At 64.8% G+C, this 16,008-nt stretch carries 20 protein-coding genes; 14 read left to right on the top strand and 6 right to left on the bottom strand.

All coding sequences use genetic code 11. From position 1 onward, the window contains the following. Positions 1-103: 103 nt before the first annotated feature. Positions 104-436: a cupin domain-containing protein gene (locus H4W27_RS07575; protein WP_192595389.1), complete on the bottom strand. Its 333-nt coding sequence runs from the start codon at positions 434-436 to the stop codon at positions 104-106. Between the two features lie 178 nt (positions 437-614). Between H4W27_RS07575 and H4W27_RS07570 the strand changes: the two genes are divergently transcribed. From H4W27_RS07570 to ku, 11 genes are all read left to right on the top strand, one after another. Further along, complete coding sequence (locus tag H4W27_RS07570) at positions 615-932, top strand: YajG family lipoprotein (RefSeq protein ID WP_192595388.1); 318 nt, start codon at positions 615-617, stop codon at positions 930-932. 82 nt (positions 933-1,014) lie between these two features. After that, positions 1,015-1,737, top strand: a complete 723-nt coding sequence (locus H4W27_RS07565) for a hypothetical protein (protein WP_192595387.1) — start codon at positions 1,015-1,017, stop codon at positions 1,735-1,737. 62 nt (positions 1,738-1,799) lie between these two features. After that, positions 1,800-2,678, top strand: a complete 879-nt coding sequence (locus H4W27_RS07560; protein WP_192595386.1) for a serine hydrolase — start codon at positions 1,800-1,802, stop codon at positions 2,676-2,678. Continuing rightward, positions 2,668-3,546: a serine hydrolase gene (locus tag H4W27_RS07555; protein WP_192595385.1), complete on the top strand. Its 879-nt coding sequence runs from the start codon at positions 2,668-2,670 to the stop codon at positions 3,544-3,546. Before H4W27_RS07560 ends, H4W27_RS07555 begins: the two co-directional genes overlap by 11 nt. A gap of 286 nt (positions 3,547-3,832) precedes the next feature. Beyond that, the gene (locus H4W27_RS07550; RefSeq protein WP_192595384.1) at positions 3,833-4,555 is read left to right on the top strand and encodes an EcsC family protein; all 723 of its coding nucleotides are present in this window, start codon (positions 3,833-3,835) and stop codon (positions 4,553-4,555) included. 122 nt (positions 4,556-4,677) lie between these two features. Further along, positions 4,678-5,097: a hypothetical protein gene (locus tag H4W27_RS07545; protein WP_225939043.1), complete on the top strand. Its 420-nt coding sequence runs from the start codon at positions 4,678-4,680 to the stop codon at positions 5,095-5,097. After that, entirely contained in the window at positions 5,090-5,416 is a 327-nt protein-coding gene (locus H4W27_RS07540) for a transcriptional regulator (RefSeq protein ID WP_192595382.1), read from the top strand. Before H4W27_RS07545 ends, H4W27_RS07540 begins: the two co-directional genes overlap by 8 nt. A gap of 180 nt (positions 5,417-5,596) precedes the next feature. Further along, positions 5,597-5,824, top strand: coding sequence for a hypothetical protein (locus tag H4W27_RS07535; protein ID WP_192595381.1), 228 nt, complete (start codon positions 5,597-5,599; stop codon positions 5,822-5,824). 136 nt (positions 5,825-5,960) lie between these two features. Continuing rightward, complete coding sequence (locus tag H4W27_RS07530) at positions 5,961-6,476, top strand: helix-turn-helix domain-containing protein (RefSeq protein WP_192595380.1); 516 nt, start codon at positions 5,961-5,963, stop codon at positions 6,474-6,476. After that, positions 6,476-7,345, top strand: a complete 870-nt coding sequence (locus H4W27_RS07525) for a M23 family metallopeptidase (protein ID WP_192595379.1) — start codon at positions 6,476-6,478, stop codon at positions 7,343-7,345. The genes H4W27_RS07530 and H4W27_RS07525 overlap by 1 nt, the downstream gene beginning before the upstream one ends. Before the next feature lie 107 nt (positions 7,346-7,452). Then, a complete protein-coding gene (gene ku / locus H4W27_RS07520) occupies positions 7,453-8,412 on the top strand; it encodes a non-homologous end joining protein Ku (RefSeq protein WP_192595378.1) in 960 nt (319 codons plus the stop codon). A gap of 74 nt (positions 8,413-8,486) precedes the next feature. Here ku and H4W27_RS07515 read toward each other — a convergent pair whose 3' ends face one another. Both H4W27_RS07515 and H4W27_RS07510 read right to left on the bottom strand, forming a co-directional pair. Beyond that, positions 8,487-8,936 carry an SRPBCC family protein gene (locus H4W27_RS07515; protein WP_192595377.1) on the bottom strand — a complete coding sequence of 150 codons (450 nt, stop codon included), beginning with the start codon at positions 8,934-8,936 and terminating at the stop codon, positions 8,487-8,489. A 573-nt stretch (positions 8,937-9,509) separates the two neighbouring features. After that, a complete protein-coding gene (locus H4W27_RS07510) occupies positions 9,510-10,142 on the bottom strand; it encodes an NUDIX domain-containing protein (RefSeq protein WP_192595376.1) in 633 nt (210 codons plus the stop codon). Positions 10,143-10,309: 167 nt separating this feature from the next. Between H4W27_RS07510 and poxB the strand changes: the two genes are divergently transcribed. Together poxB and H4W27_RS07500 are read left to right on the top strand one after the other, a co-directional pair. Next, complete coding sequence (poxB, locus tag H4W27_RS07505) at positions 10,310-12,025, top strand: ubiquinone-dependent pyruvate dehydrogenase (protein WP_192595375.1); 1,716 nt, start codon at positions 10,310-10,312, stop codon at positions 12,023-12,025. 113 nt (positions 12,026-12,138) lie between these two features. Continuing rightward, a complete protein-coding gene (locus H4W27_RS07500) occupies positions 12,139-12,840 on the top strand; it encodes a DUF6318 family protein (RefSeq protein ID WP_192595374.1) in 702 nt (233 codons plus the stop codon). 458 nt (positions 12,841-13,298) lie between these two features. Here the strand turns inward: H4W27_RS07500 and H4W27_RS13745 are convergent, their stop codons facing one another. After that, complete coding sequence (locus H4W27_RS13745) at positions 13,299-13,421, bottom strand: hypothetical protein (protein ID WP_264081011.1); 123 nt, start codon at positions 13,419-13,421, stop codon at positions 13,299-13,301. 18 nt (positions 13,422-13,439) lie between these two features. Between H4W27_RS13745 and H4W27_RS07495 the strand changes: the two genes are divergently transcribed. Next, the gene (locus H4W27_RS07495; RefSeq protein ID WP_318782218.1) at positions 13,440-13,913 is read left to right on the top strand and encodes a hypothetical protein; all 474 of its coding nucleotides are present in this window, start codon (positions 13,440-13,442) and stop codon (positions 13,911-13,913) included. Between the two features lie 156 nt (positions 13,914-14,069). On the opposite strand, the gene H4W27_RS07490 is transcribed toward H4W27_RS07495, so the two are convergent. Together H4W27_RS07490 and H4W27_RS07485 are read right to left on the bottom strand one after the other, a co-directional pair. Beyond that, on the bottom strand, positions 14,070-14,684 hold the full coding sequence (locus tag H4W27_RS07490) for an arginine deiminase-related protein (RefSeq protein WP_225939042.1): 615 nt from the start codon (positions 14,682-14,684) through the stop codon (positions 14,070-14,072). A 283-nt stretch (positions 14,685-14,967) separates the two neighbouring features. Next, on the bottom strand, positions 14,968-15,996 hold the full coding sequence (locus tag H4W27_RS07485; RefSeq protein ID WP_192595373.1) for an ornithine cyclodeaminase: 1,029 nt from the start codon (positions 15,994-15,996) through the stop codon (positions 14,968-14,970). Positions 15,997-16,008: the final 12 nt, after the last annotated feature.

The raw sequence follows: 16,008 nt of genomic DNA, 5'->3' as shown, positions 1-16,008 counted from the left end.
TGCGCGCAGCGCGTCACGGTCCCCACCTGCCGGACTCCGCCCTGTTCAGGAGATGCAACTCACGCGAAGGCTCGGTTGGGGGTCCGCCCAGCGGCAGTTCCGCTCAGCTTCGCTTGACCACCGTGAGCATCACGACGGAGTCCTCGACTGCGTCCAGGGAATGCAGTCCCTCGGGGATGATCAGGAGGTCCCCGGCCGATCCGTTCCAGGAGATCTCGCCAGATCTGAGCAGGACGCGGCCCTCGAGGACCTGAAGGGTCGCCTCTCCGGGATTCTGGTGTTCGGAGAGCTCTTCTCCTGCGCACAGGGCGATCAGCGTCTGCCGCAGCTGGTGCTCATGGCCGCCGTAGACGGTCTTTGCGCTCCTGCCGCTGGAGGCTTCGCGTGCCTGCTTGAGTTCATGCCGTGCCAACGCGATCAATGACGTCTTCTGCATGGTGATCATTCCGATCTATTGATGGTGACAGCGCCGCCCGGTCGGCCCAGAGCTCGTCCAAGCGGTCATCACCATCATGGCAGGGCGCGGTTCCGCTCCCGCTGAGTGCTCGACGCTCGGCATGGCGCCGGCGCCATCGACCGTTCTGGGATGCCATGGCGTTTGACACACTGAGAGGATGAAACGCTACTCAGCCCCGCTGACGCCCGATCTCGCCCGGGCAGCTCGCGCGCTCACGCAGGTCTCCGTTGAAGAGATCAGTCAGGCCGCCTCTCTCGAGTCGGCGCAGGTCCGCGATTTCGAGCACCGAGGATTCGCGCTGGACCCCGCGGCGAACAGGAAGCTGCGTGCCGCGCTGGAGGAGTTCGGCGCCGTGTTCTTCGACGAGGACGATCTGGGCGGCTACGGTGTGCGGCGCAAGTACAACGCCGCCAAGACCCGGCAGCTGACGCGGTGGGAGAGCGAGGGCGGCCCGGCCTATGAGGACGACATCTGAGCCAGGCTCGGGGCTGTTCTTCCAGCGCCGCGCGCCGGGCGGGAACCTGATGTCCCTCAACGGCCTGGCGTAGAGTCGCAGAATGGGCACCAGACAGACTCCCATCACCCTCACGAGCGGTGCTGGCACCGCCCTGTTCGGCGCTGCAGGCATCGCCGTCGGACTCGGTTTCGCCGCGCTCGCCGCAGTACGCCGAAATCGTCCCATCCATTCCGTGGGCACGGTCGTCTCGGGCAGGCTCGTCATCGACGCTCCTGGCACCACCGGCTCCGCGCTCTTCGACGCGGTGGGGGAGACGCCACTGATCGCACGGCTGTCACGCTCTGCGTCCTGGCCTGTGCAGCTTCCCGACATCATGGGTCTGGCGCTGCGGATCCCCGGAGGCGGTCACAGCGGGGGCCCCGCCGATCTGCTCTTCGCCTCCACCGGCACCGGCAGGCTCACGCGCTACATGCTGCAGCTGCGCACCTCGACGGCCTCCGGACCGTTGACCACGATGTTTCCCCTGGTCGGGTCGCAGGGCAACATCGTGTTCCGACTGGACCCGGACCGGGACCCTGAGTCGCGCCACCGCTACCAGCTGTCCTGCTCTCGAAACTCGGGACCCTGGTCGGTCCTGGGAGGGGTATCCCTCGAGCCATCTCGGGAACCGACCCAGCGCTCGAATGATCCCGCTGGCCCCGATGATCCAGAGCTGCGATTCCGCCCCGTTGCGCAGCCACCGACCGGCCTGAGCACGCCAGCGTGGCTGCGTGGTGTCCGCGGCCCGGCATACGCGATCTCCCGCAGGGTCTGGCACGCCTGAGACGGAATGTCCTGACACGATTATGCTGGTCGTATCCGGCACGAGCAGCGATGAGGAGTCTTGTGGGGCAGCAGCTGCAGCAGCTCGAGGCCGCGCTCACGCGCCTCGCCGCGGACCAGCCCTTCGCCCTGTCCTGGGAGATCCGCCCCATCGGCACGGGTGAGGTCATCGCCCGGGACTCCACCCGCGCCGTCGCCTCCTTCAGCACCCGCAAGGTCAGCGTCCTGCTGGCCTGCCTCGCGCTGGTGAAGACCGGCGAGCTCAGCCTGGAGGACCGTTCGGTCATCACCGAGGAGATGAAGGACGGGGTCCAGGCCGGGATCATGCGCAACCTCGCCGCGGGAATCTCGTTGAACCTGCGTGACTCCCTGGTGCAGATGATGAGCACCTCGGACAACATCTGCACCCAGCTGGTCTTCCGCGCCATCGGCTCCGTCCGCCCCGACCCCCTGCAATGGGTCAATGACTACTGCGCATGGATGGGCCTGCACGCCACCCTGCACCGCGAGATCTTCCCCCGCACCGGCGACCTGACCTGGAGCCACTCCCTGGAGACCCTCACCACGACGACGGCGCAGGATCAGTCCCGCTTGCTGGAGAAGTTGGGCCGCGGCTGCGTGGAGGAGGCTTCCGCCACGCAGCTGCTGCTCTCTCGGGAACTCTGCGGGTTCGCGCGGGACGCGATGCTCGGACTGTTCACCCCGGCGCTGGGAGTGTCTTGCACGGAGATCCAGTTCGCGGAGAAGAACGGACGCGGGCTGCGGAGCCTGTCTCAGGTGGGGCTCGCCCTGTCTGCTGCTGGGGCTCCCTCGGCTGCGGTCGCGGCCTATGCGGAGAACATTCCGACCGAGCTGCCCTCTGGGGTGCCGGGCCGCGTGGCCGCCTTCGATCTCTTCGCCGAGGTGGGACTGGCAGTTCAGGAGTGGGCCCGTGGTCGCTGAGGTGAAGATGCTGAGTCTGCAGGAGTGTGCCGAGGCCATGCCGGAGCTGCGGTTCGCGCTGGCTGGAGCTGGTCCCACCGGGGTGATGGCGGAGTCCCGAGCGGACGAGCCGCATGACCTTGCCGGCATCGGCAAGCTGGTCCTCGGGCTGACCCTGGCGCATCTCGGCGAGGGCGACGCGGGATTCCTGGAGCACCCGCTCCCGGTGACCAGCGACCACCGTTCCGGAGCCCGCACGGGAACGCTTCGCCTCATGTCTGGAGACCTCGAACTCAGCGTGGATGACGCGGTGAACCTGGTCTTCTCCACTGGGGACGCGGCCTGTGTGTTGGCGCTGCTGGAGTTCGCCCAGTCCGAGGGCGTCGACCTGCTCGAAGAAGGGCGGGGTCTGGTGGCCACGCTTGGTCTGGACGCCGTTCAGCTCACAGGTGTTGAACGCGAAGAGTCCTGGGGCGAGGGACTGCTCGGTCAGAGCACCTGCGCCGAGACGCTGAACCTGCTGCGCGCACTCGGCGCCCCGGAAGACCTCGAGGGCGAGTCCGCTGAACCTTCGGCACTGTCTGCTGAGACTCGGCAACGGATCCACGGCTGGATGGGAAAGGTCTTCGAGCCCGCCGGCCTCGCCTCGGCCCTGCCTGGATTTGGCCCGCAGCGAGTCCCACACCAGACCCTGTCGGGCTTCGAACTCACGGCCCGGGGTGCCGAGCGCGGATACAGCTCGGTCCTGACCCTGCCCACTGCGGCAGGGGAGCGGGTGCATGTCGCGGCCCACCTGCCGCCGTCGTCGGCTGGTCTCCTGTCCCCGCGGGATGTCTCCGCCGTCCTGGGCACCCTCGGCCTGGCCACCTATCGTTCCAGCGCTCACTAGTCTCGGCAACGGAGACAGATTGCTGCTTTAAGAACCAGCAAGAACCAACACGCAAGCTCCAACCGGCAACGCAATCATGCGTTCTAGCGCAAGTGATTTAGCGATCTTCTGGTCACACGGTTTCCCTAAGGCGCGCCGAGGTACTCCCGTTCTTCTATTTTCGATTGAGCTGGACGCTAAAGTGCATGGGTGTGGTCGTACTTTCCGACAATTCGAGAGGCGACCTTCTCCGTTGGCGAAACTCTGGCCACCGGCACTCGCAGGAGAAACCTGGAGAGGACCCGGCATGGCCAGCACGAGCGCTCCGGAACACGAAGAGGCACCGACTACTACCGCCGAGAAGGCGTCTGCTCAACTATTGAGTCTGGTTGGAAGGGTGATCGACTCAGGCGTTGGTCCGATGGACGGGTCGATCAAATGGGCCGAGGATCGACTACGCCGCGTCCAAGGGGACCGCTACCGACCGAACGCTGACCAAACCCGGGAGGCGAGGCCGGAGGAGCACGAGGATATTGAGAAGACGATTAAGAGGCTCGTGACCGAGTCCATCCAGGCAGCCAGCGTCAACGGTTTTGTGACAGGTCTCGGCGGATTCATCGCCATGCCCGTGACCATTCCGGCGAACATGGCTGGCGCGCTCGTGGTCAATGCGCGACTCACGGCCTCAATAGCGTACCTGCGGGGCTACGACCCCACGGACCCGCACGTGCGCACCGTTGTCACGCTTGTCGCAGTTGGATCCAACTCGCAACAGATAGCGAAGACAATCGGAATCAAAGTGGGGGAGAAGGTGGCGATGCAGGCGATCAAGCGCATCCCGGTCGCGGTGATCCGCCAGGTCAACAAGAAGGCAGGCTTCATGCTTCTGGCCAAGTATGGGACGAAGAGATCTGCAATCACCCTCGCTAAGGGTATTCCGCTTGTCGGTGGAGTGATTGGCGGAACTGTGGATGCGACCATGACAGGCGTCATCGGACGCACATCGAAGAGCATGTTCTCCGTCGACTGATCCAGTCACTAGGCTTCGGCAACCGACGGTCGAGTAGCTTGCCGTTGCAGAAAATAACCGGTACGCTTTCCGTTATGGAAAATGATTCTGCTCTTCCGTCGCCTGAAGAAGCCAGGGGCGCCTTGGGAACCCTTGAGGCCGACCGCGACCGCCTCGCCTCGAGCGTCCACGCGCCATGGGTTCTGCTGGTCGCTTTGGGGTGCATGGCTGCATGGTGGGTCTCCAGCGCGGCGTTCACCAGCCCCGGTGCGGACTATGAGCCGCCCACCTCTGGCTGGCTGGCGCTGGTCGGCGCGCTCGTGGTCGTCTATCTGATCAGGCGCCAGACTGGTGTCCGCTTCCGGTCGATGGGCGCGCAGGCCGGCTGGGCTGTCGCGGGCGTTGTCGTGGTCTGTCTGGTGCTCTTCAGCGTCTCGCTCGGGCTGGTGTCCTTCGGCCTGCACTGGGCCGTTGCGCTGACCAGTCTTGCCGCTTTGGTGGCGACGACATGCCTCGCCGGTGTCGCGTACCGCTCAGCTGTGGAGCGACTGCGCCGTGCCTGAGGCCGCGTTCGACGAGACCATCCACGCGCCGGTACGGCTGCGCATCTGCGGGCTCCTGCGTCCCGTGGACCACCTCGACTTCGCCGTGCTGCGCGACACTCTGGAGGTTTCGGATGCCACATTGTCGAAGCATCTCAAGACGCTCGCCGGGGCCGGATACGTCTCCTCAAGCAAGGCGGCATCCGCTGGCCGTGGCGATGCACGTCAGATCACGTGGCTGTCCCTCACCCGCGCCGGACGTTCAGCCTTCAGTGCGCATTTGCAGGCGCTGCGGGAGATTGCCGGCAGTTCCGCCGGTCTGTCGACGTTTGACCAGTAGTTCTTCTCCCTCACCGAGCCCGCGGTGAAGCCGCCGGGCCATGGCGCTCCGGAGAATGCCATACGCGCAAGGAGCGTAGATCTAGGCAGTGATCATGGAATCCTCAGGCGGCACACCTAGTTTCGAGCCAGGTGCCCAGCCGCTCCGGGTGCTGACAATGAAATCTCTGGGAGGAATCATATGTTGACGACATTGCACAATCTCGGTCTTCGTTCAGAGCACGCCTATAACGCCGCGCTGGTCTCGGTGGGCCTGTCCGTCGTGAGCTGGAGCGTTTCACGCTTCGGCAACGACGACTCCAAGCCGCAGGCTGACCGATGGGGCATCTTTGTCGGTCACTGGGCGCCGACGTTCTTCGGGCTGGGGCTGGCCCTGGCCGAACTGGAGAAGAGCTCCAAGAAGCACTGATCTCCAGTCTTCTGCTGCGGGGCACTGCCGGATGTCGGCAGTGCCCCGCAGTGTGTCTCGCCACCGCTCAGATCGGACTGCGGCAATCGGTGTTATTGGTATTTACGTAATCACGTGATCTCGATATCGTAGGTCCATGACTGATGAATCGGGACTCCACTCGCTTGCTGAGCGTCTGGCCGAGGTGGAGCAGCGCCTGGCTGCCCTCGAGTCGCCCCCGGCGCCGCCGCCGCCGGGGGATCAGGAGGATATCTTCTGGGCGCTGGAGGGGCTCAAGCAGCGCACTGCGGATCCTGCCGGAGCTGTCCTGATGACAGGTGCGGTGACTGTGCCCAATGGTCATCACGCGCAATGGCAGATCCAGGCCTCGACGCAGGAGCTGTTCGAGACAGACTTCGGGTCACGGTCCGACTCGCTCTCGGCCTTGGCCCATCCGGTGAGGCTGCAGCTTCTTCAGCGGCTGCTCACGGATGCCTCCACGGTCGAGGAGATCCGCGAGGCGGGAGACTTTGGAACCAGCGGCCAGGTCTACCATCACCTGCGTCAGCTGGTCGCCGCGGGATGGGTGAAGTCTCTGGGCAACAGCAGGTATGAGGTGCCCCCGGCCCGGATCGTTCCGCTGCTGGTCATGCTGCTGGGGGTGGATCGCTGATGCGCCGTGCGATCTCGAAGTTGAAGCCGCTCTGGCATGGTCTGGTCCTCATGGGTTTCGTGCTGGGTGTGCTGGGCGTCTTGGACGCGGTGCCGGTCTTCGTGGCCGCGGTGCCGCCACTGGTGCTGATCACGCTGATCGGGCTGGGCGTGGTGCTGGGCAGCGTGCATCCGAGAGCAGAGGAACATGAGCCCTGTGCGATGGCGGCTCCGGTGCGGGGGAGGTGGGCCGCCCTGAACACGCCGGGCCAACAGCTGCCGAGCCACGGAACCCGGTTCCTCGGGCAATACTGCGCCATCGACATCCTCCGGCCGACCACGGCCGACACCCCTGCCAAGGTTCGAAAAGCCTGGCGCGGTTCTCGCCCCGAGGAGTACCTCAGCTTCGATGCCCCGGTGCACGCGATGGCTCCCGGTGTGGTCACACGAACCTGGTCCGGTTCCCGCGACCACCGTGCCCGAAACACCTGGCAGGGCCTGTTGTACATGATGAGCATCGAGGGCGTGTTCCGCTCAGTGGCCGGGCAGCGCGCACTCCTCGGCAATCATGTGATCGTTCGTCACGACGATGGCACCGCCGCGGTCTACGCACACCTGCGCAGGGGCAGCCTCAGCGTGCAGGCGGGGCAACGAGTAGGCGTCGGCGGGCAGCTCGGGGAGGTCGGCAACACCGGGAACACCTCGGAGCCGCATCTGCACGTGCACCTCATGGACCGCGCAGATCCCCACACGGCAGCAGGTCTGAAGATGACCTGGGAGAACATCACGCGGTCCGGAGAGATCGAACCGTCCCTGCAGGAGATCGCGAAGGAACCTGCGGAGAATGCCGTTCGATCGATGCCGCGCAACGGAGAGATCTTCGAGGCCTAGATTCTTGCGTAGGCTCGCGCCGTCGTCGTCGGCCTGCTCTTTCCTGACCTGGGTGGCTGTGGTGTCATAGGGCCAGCAGCGGTGACGAACAACTTGAGGAGTGAGCCATGCGGGCGATCTGGTCTGGTGAAGTGTCCTTCGGGCTGGTGACGGTGCCGATCAAGCTCTATTCGGCCACCAAGAGCCACGACCTCTCCATGCATCAGGTCCACGACGAGGACGGTGGCCGGATCAGGTACGAGCGTCATTGCGAGGTCTGCGGGAAGAAGGTCGAGTACAAGGACATCGACAAGGCCTACGACGCCGGGGAGTCCACGGTGGTCCTGACCAAAGAGGAGCTCGCTGACCTGCCCGCGGACGACTCCAAGGAGATCGCGGTGGAGCAGTTCGTGCCCGAGGAGCAGATCGACTCCATGGAGCTGGAGAAGTCCTACTACCTGGAGCCCGCCGGGAAGTCCGCGAAGGCCTATGTGCTGCTGCGCCGCACGCTGGAAGAATCCTCCCGAGTGGCGATCGTGACGTTCACGCTGCGGTCGAAGACCCGGCTGGGCGTGCTGCGGGTCCGCGAGGACGTGATCGTGCTGCAGGGACTGCGCTGGGCCGACGAGCTGCGCGAGCCCGAGTTCGACATCCCCAAGTCTCGGCTGACGAAGAAGGAACAGGAGATGGCGAGCTCGCTGGTGGACTCCTACTCCGAGGACTTCGAGCCGGAGCGGTTCAAGGATGAATACCAGGACCAGCTGCACACCCTGGTGGAGGAGAAGCTGGCACACGGGGAGGACATCGACACCGAGGCGACCTTTGGCGAGGTCGAGGATGAGGACGACGGCGACGGCAACGTCATCGACCTCATGGAGGCGCTGAAGAAGTCCGTGGACTCCCGGCGGAAGAGCTCGGGGAAGGCTTCGGGGGGCTCGGGGGAGGGCTCGTCCAAGAAGAAGTCAGATAGTGCTTCTTCGAAGACCGGGTCTTCCAAGAGTGGGTCTTCCAAGGATGGATCCAGGGATGGTTTCTCGAAGGGGTCGTCCAAAGGCGGAGGTTCCAGCCAGAAGAAGAAGGCCGGCTGACGGAGGTGCTCAGCAAGATGAACACCGGTACTCAACGGCGGTGAATCCGTTGATCGTCCTGGGGTCTCCCTTGTTCAGCGGCGGCTGAGGTGCTCCCCGAGCATGTCGAGCGCGCTGTTCCACCCGTCGTAGTAGAAGTTGTCCCCTTCGGCTCCATCGGCCCCGGCGAGGTGGAAGTGCATATGGGTGCCCTCGCTGGTGGGTGTCAGAACGAGGGTGACGATGGGGCAGTCCTCGATCTCGTCCTTCGGGTCGCCCCAGCTGAAGACCAGGCGTTCGTAGGGCAGGACCTCGCGGTACTCACCACCCGTGACGAGTCGGGTGCCGTCGGCGTCGTCGACCATCGTGTAGGTGTAGGTCCCGCCCTCGCGAACGTCCATCTCGACCGATTCGCGAGGAGTCGAAAGGCCCTCGGGATGCCACCAGTGGGCGGCCGCATCCGGGTCGGTCCAGGCGGTCCAGACCTCCTCGGGGGTGGCTGCGAAAGAGCGAGCCAGGGTGAAGCTCTTGGATTCGTCGATCATGTCTGCATCGTCTCCTCGCACGCCGTTGCTTGGACACTAAGAGAGGGTTCTGACGAGGTCAAGAGGGCGCGCCTCCGAGAAGCTCCGAGTCCCGATTCCCAGCCCGCCCGGGTCGATCAGACGGGAATCGATCAGAGCGTTAAAACGTTTGAAATAATCATCTCAGAGCATAGATTCAGAGCACGACGTGTGACACTATGGAACCTCCATGTGATGCACCACACACGGCGAAAGAAATAATGCAGCGATTGTCTAATCGAACCACTACTAAATTGATCCGAGCTCTCAAAGATCGGGCCCTCAATGGAATACCCACTGAGGCGAAAAACCTGGGATACACCGTTCGTGTCCGAGGTCTTGACCCGCTCACAGGAGCCGCCGAGTCACATCGCCTGCCGGCGGTGGAGCTCTGGCACGGGTCCTTCAGTCATGCCGTCCGCTTCGAAGTGATCGATGCCAGATGGCCCACATCGCAGTGGAATCTGCTTCAAGCTGCGCTGAGCCAGTGCCTGAAGCTCAAGCTCGGGCCCGACTGAGGTGCCCTCGCGCGCCCGGATGCTTCCCTGACGTTCCTCAGGGCTTGATTCCCCGCGGGTGATCCGCCCACGGCGCACGCGCGTCACGGAGGTCCCCGGCCCCGGTCCGGACGGCGTGCAGCGCCAGGATTCCGGTGACCGCACTGGGGTTGTGGATCTGACCAGTGAGCACCGCCTGCACTGCTTCGGCCAGCGGGAGCCAGGTCTTGACGATCTCTGCCTCCTCGCCCTCCCGCGCGTGCTGGTCAGCCTCGGCGGTCTCCGAGATGCCTTCGGCGAGGTAGATCCGGATGGCCTCGTTCGACGCCCCTGGCGAGGTGTTGAAGTCCGCGAGCGTATGCCAGGTCTCAGCGGAGATGTCCGCTTCTTCATGGAGTTCCCGCGCCGCGGCGTCGAGCATGGATTCCCCCGCAGTGTCCAAGAGCCCCGCCGGGATCTCCCACATGTTCTGCCGCAGCGGGTGCCGATACTGGCGGATGAGCAGCACACGGTCTTGGTGATCCACGGCGACGACCGCGACCGCGCTGAGGTGCTTCAGGAAGGCACGGGTCAGCGTCTCCTCGGCCTCGCCGAAACGAATGGTCTCCTCCACCAGGTCGTAGATCGGTGTGGTCTGGAGGGTCTTGGATTCGAGAATCGGGTGCTGTGCAGGGCAGTCATGAACGGGCATGTGGCCAGACTAGGTGAGGAGTCTGCCCATCGGCTGGGAGGGGAGCGGGCGCCGTCGTCGTCCTTGCCGTGAGCTGGCCCATAGGCGTGCGCGTCGCGGAGTTCTAGACTGCGAAGGTACGCGCCGCTCGTCTGCGCAGGCAGCGGTGACCCTCTCGGAAGGAAGCCATGCCGACAGTCGCACGCAACATCGTTGACACCTTGCACGCCAGCGGAGTGGAGCGGATCTACGGGATCCCCGGGGATTCCCTCAACGGCATCACCGACGCGCTGCGGGCGGCGGGCACCATCGAGTGGGTGCAGACTCGGCACGAGGAAGCCGCAGCCTTCGCTGCAAGCGCCGAGGCCCAGGTCACCGGGGAGCTCGCGGTCTGCGCGGGCAGCTGTGGACCGGGCAACCTTCACCTGATCAATGGCCTCTTCGACGCGCAGCGCTCGCGGACCCCTGTGCTGGCGATCGCCGCGCACATCCCCAGCCAGGAGATCGGCTCGGGCTATTTCCAGGAGACCCACCCGCAGGAGCTTTTCCGCGAGTGCAGCGTCTACGTCGAGCACGTCGCCCACGCAGACCAGATGCCGCGGCTGCTGCGGATCGCCATGCGCGAGGCCATCGAGAAGCGCGGAGTGGCTGTGCTGGTCATCCCTGGAGACGTAGCGCTGCAGGACAGCTCCGCAAAGCCCGAGTCCATCCGCCCGATGACATCCCGGGTGATCCCGGCGGAGGCTGAGCTGGACCGGGCCGCGGAGGCGCTGAACACCTGTGAGCGCGTGACGATCCTTGCCGGCGCCGGGACCGCCGGGGCGCACACGGAGATGCTGGCCGTTGCGGAGCGGCTGCAGGCCCCGATCGTGCATGCGCTGCGGGGCAAGGAGCATGTGGAGTGGGACAACCCCTACGACGTCGGCATGACCGGACTTCTCGGATTTTCCTCGGGCTACCGGGCGATGGCGCGCTGCGAGACGCTGCTGGTGCTCGGCTCCGACCTGCCGTATCAGCAGTTCTATCCGGAGCACGCGAAGGTGGTGCAGGTGGACGTCCGGGGCGAGCAGATCGGCCGGCGGACCCCTGTGGATGTGGGGCTGGTGGGCACGGTCAAGGACACGGTGGACGCGCTGCTGCCCAAGCTGGAGGCACACCGGAGTTCGAAGCACCTGGAGGACTCCACCGAGCACTACACCAGGACGCGCAAGGACCTCGATGCGCTGGCCACGCCGTCTCGGCGGACCATCCACCCGCAATACCTGACCCGGCTGATCGATGAAGCCGCCGACGACGACGCCATCTTCCTTCCCGACGTCGGCTCGCCCGTGGTGTGGGCCTGCCGGTATCTGACCATGAACGGGAAGCGGCGGCTGCTGGGCTCCTTCAGCCACGGGTCGATGGCGAACGCGATCTCGCAGGGGATCGGCGCGCAGATGGCCGAACCGCAGAAGCAGGTCATCGCGCTGGCCGGCGACGGCGGGCTGGCGATGCTTCTGGGGGAGCTGCTGACCATCACGCAGAACGAGCTGCCCATCAAGACGGTGGTCTACAACAACTCCTCGCTGAACTTCGTGGAGGTGGAGATGAAGGCCGCCGGGTTCGTGAACTACGGGACGGAGCTGAAGAACCCGAACTTCGCCTCCGTGGCCGAGGCGATGGACATCAAGGGAATCCGGGTGGAGAAGTCCGAAGATCTTCCTGCGGCGGTGGAGGAGTTCCTGGCGCACGGTGGCCCGGCGCTGCTGGACGTGGTGACAGAGCGACAGGAGCTGTCGATGCCTCCGAACATCACCGCTGAGCAGGCAAAAGGCTTCACCCTCTACGCGGTGCGCACTGTGCTGAGCGGGCGCGGTGACGAGCTGGTCGATCTGGCGAAGACGAACTTCCGGCAATTGTTCTGAGCCTGAGTCCCTCCACAGCCCGCCCCGGACCCTTTTGCGCCGGGGCGGTTCTGTCTAGTCTGTTGCCCCACAGGTGATTGCAGAGGCAGTCTCAGGGTGGACGGAACAGGTACATGAACACGTCGATGAGACGGATCAGCGTGGTGAGTTTCGCGGCTGTCCTCGGGTTGAGTGTGACTTCGTGTGGAGGTGACGACGCCGGTGCAGAACCTAATGCGACGGATGTTGAGCCGAGTGCGGGGGAGACCTCACCGGAGGGCGGATCTGCGGATCCAGAAGAGCCGAGTGGTGAAGGGGGCGCGGCCGAGGATCCTGAACCGTCGCCGTCGCCGGTCCCTGCGTCTTCAGATGGACCCGCAGAGAACTGGCCCGAGCCTGAGGTTCCGGACGAGATCTACGAAGAGACCGAAGAAGGCGCGCTGGCGGCTCTGAGGTATTGGTTCGAGGCGGACCTCTACATGGAACTCACGGGCGAGCCTGAGCCGTTCGAACTTGTCTCCAGCGCCGATTGCCAGATATGCGGGGGGCGTATCGGGCAGTTTGAAAAGCTCTATGCAAAAGACGGCGGCTGGCACCTCGCTGAGGGGGCGAAGGTTGAAGACGAAATCGTAAGCAGTGTTTCTGAGAATCAGCAAGTATCAATCCTGTTTACTATCCGCGAAGGCGATTTCGCGGAGTTTAGCGCCGACGGAGAGCAACTAGTCGAAGGGGGCGAAGAGAGTCTTTCTGGCGTTGAGGCGACACTCCACTACCAGGGCGACCGATGGCGCGTGCTCGAGTTGTATTTTCCTGACGACACCACCGCGGAAAACTAATGCTGGATCGTCTGCGCTTTCTCGGAATATTTCTCGCAACGCTACTCGCGATAGCTCTAGTTGGCCTTCCACATCAACAGCCCGTAGATGCGTCCTCCGCTGGAGGCGCGTGTAACACCTCAGCTCGTTGGACGGCGCCAGGTGAGGCCCAGGCCAACATCCAGTCTTGCCCACGAAGTATTGGACGTGGAAATAGCCAAACTCCTCGCGAGGGCCATCCCTCCGACAGGCAAGAAAGTGCTCCGGGAGTGGTTGCACCGAGCCCTCGTGAACGCGAGGAGCCCGTCTATTGCTCCGAAGAACAAGGGAGCGGACGAGCCGACTGTCGGGTAGTGCTGCTCGACCAGTGTGAGTCACAAGGGTTAGACGTCGTTAGTCCTGTCGATACGGGGGAGTTCTCTGGCTATGTGTGTGCTCCAGTGGCACAAGTGGAAGATGTGGAGGGAGAAGACGATGAGCTAGCCGAAATCATGGCGCAGCTCCCCGGTGCCGTCCAGGAAGCTTTCGCCACGCTCCCGATAGTAGGAGGTTCCGTCGAGTTCGAACCGGATCTCCTGGGGTTCGGATACAAGGGCCGGCACACGCATATATTCGCGAACGTGGAGACCCAGACTCTCAACGAAATCCTCCTCGGCATCCCGGTCGAGATTCGTGTCCATCCGCAGACATTCCAGTGGAACTACGGAGACGGAAGCAACGATGTCACCTATGACCCCGGCGAGCCGATGCCGGACAGCTGGCAGGGTGAGACTGTGGTGAAGACGGACCAGGAGACGCCCACCAGCCACGTCTACACCGAGACCGGCAGGTTCCCGGTCAGTCTGACCACCACCTTCGTGGGCGAGTATCGAGTCGGAGGTGGACCCTGGGTCGTCATTCCCGGCTCGGTCGATGTCCAGGCCTCACCGGGAGAGGCCGACATCTGGCGGGTTGCCGCGCGCAATGTCTCCGGCTCCTGTCGCAGCAGCAGCCACTGGGGATGCAATGGGCCGGTCACCCTAGAACCTGGTGACTCCCCGCCAAAGATCTTTGCCGATCAGTACGACGAGAACGGCAACTGGGTGGGCAACTGACCCCCTCCGCGCCGTGGCGTGACCACCGCGCGAGGCGGCTCCGCGCCGTCGTCGTCTGATTTCTACCGATCCTCCGGGGCGGTTGAGCTTTCCGGCCCTTACGCAGCGACCGGAAAACTCAACTGCCCTGGAAGGACGGCACAGACAGCCTCACGCTCAGCGGGGAGGCAAGTGGTTGCCGGCGATCATGCAGCGCACCGATCCTCCGGCGGCCTCCAGCGTGGAGACCTCCACGGGCACCAGCGTGCAGAACGCGGAGATGGTCGCCCGCTGCTCGCTGGTCAGGCTCTGTTCGGCCGTGGTGGAGAGCACCAGATAGCGCTGGCCGTTCGCGGCGAGCTCCAGACAGTTGCCGGCGAACCGGCTGACCTGGTCCACGCTGAGCTCCACGACGGTCCTGCCCGAATCCCGCAGCACGCGCAGCACGTGTTCGCGCTGGGTCCTGTCACGGATCATCTCGGCACTGATGAGAGCAAGCTCGGTGCCCACCGACATCATCACATTGGTGTGATAGACCGGCACGCCGTCCTCGTCCGTGGCGTCGAAGAGCACCGGGGTGTAGCCGAAGTCCCGGCAGAACTCGCTGAACAGCCCGGCGGAGAGCCTGCGAGACCGGCAGGCATAGGCCAGGCGCTCGCGGTGATCCAGCACCATCGAGCCCGTGCCCTCGAGGTATTCTCCGAAGCGCTCGGCCGATGTGTAGTCCACCACGCGGCGCACACGGAAGTTCTCCTGCAGGTGCGCGAGGATGTCCGCCCGCCGTGCGCCCAAGCTCGGTGACCTCGGCATAGGCCGCCGCCGCTACCTGACGCGCGGACTCCTGTGCGGCCTGGTGAGTCACCGAGGGCAGCAGGACCTCGAGGATCCGCTGCTGGAAGCTGTTGTCCGCCGCAGTCTCGGGATTCGGAGTGAACTGGTGCGGTCGCACGAGCACCACTCGGGAGGGCGCCTGCTCGGGGACAGGGACCGCGGCGGGAGCGGCGACCTTCGCCGCGCCGCTGGTCTCCAGGGTGAAGCGCGCGACCGGAGCATCAAGAACCTCGGTCATCGGTGATCACCCCACTGGCTTCATCGAGCTGACCAGCGAAAACAGATCCTTCGGGTCCTCGGGATCGGCCACCAGGTCCAGGGAGGTCTGCAGGTCCGTGCCAGCGGTGGCGTCGCGGACGAAACGAAGTGCGGAGAGATCCGCGATGGCGAAGCCCACCGAGTCGAAGATCGTGATCTGCTCCTCCGACTGGCGTCCGGTCTCGGCGCCGGTGAGCACCTTCCAGAACTCGACCACGGGGAAGTCGGCCTCCATCTGCTGGATCTCGCCCTCGATCCGGGTCTGCTCGGGGTACTCCACGAAGACCCGACCGCGACGCAGGATCTCCGCGTCCAGCTCGGTCTTGCCCGGGCAGTCTCCGCCCACGGCGTTGATGTGCACGCCGGGGCGGACCTGCGCGGAGCTGAGGATCGTGTTCTGCGCCTTGTCCGCGGTGCACGTGGTGATGATGTCTGCCCCCGCCACCGCCTCGTCGGTGGAGCCAGCCGCCAGCACGCGGAACCCCAGCGGTTCGAGGTTCCTGCGCAGCTTCTGTACGGCAGCCGCGTCCACGTCGAAGACCTGCAGATCCTCGATGCCCAGGGCGGAGCGGAAGGCCAGCGCCTGGAACTCGGCCTGCGAGCCGGCACCGATCAGCGCCATCCGCTTCGAGTCCTTCCGGGCCAGGGCTTTGGCGGTCATCGCCGAGGTCGCGGCGGTGCGCAGTGCAGTCAGCAGGGTCATCTCGGCCACGAACGTGGGATAGCCGTTGTCCACATCGGCGAGCATCCCGAAGGCGGTGACGGTCTGGAACCCGCGCGAGGGGTTCAGCGGATGCCCGTTGACGTACTTGAAGGCGTAGGTCTCCAGATCCGAGGTGGGCATCAGCTCGATCACACCGAAGGGTGTGTGGCTGGCGATGCGCGGGATCTTGTCGAAGCTCTCCCAGCGGCGGAAGTCATCTTCGAGGTAATGGATCATCTCGGACATGAGGTGTTCCACACCTTCGCGCTGGATCCATCGGGCCATGTTGCCGACGTCGACGAACTGCGTCATGACGAACTCCTC

Source organism: Nesterenkonia lutea, assembly GCF_014873955.1.
Taxonomy (GTDB): domain Bacteria; phylum Actinomycetota; class Actinomycetes; order Actinomycetales; family Micrococcaceae; genus Nesterenkonia; species Nesterenkonia lutea.
Note: the sequence above shows the minus strand (reverse complement) of the source record. Positions and strands in the feature narration are given on the sequence as shown.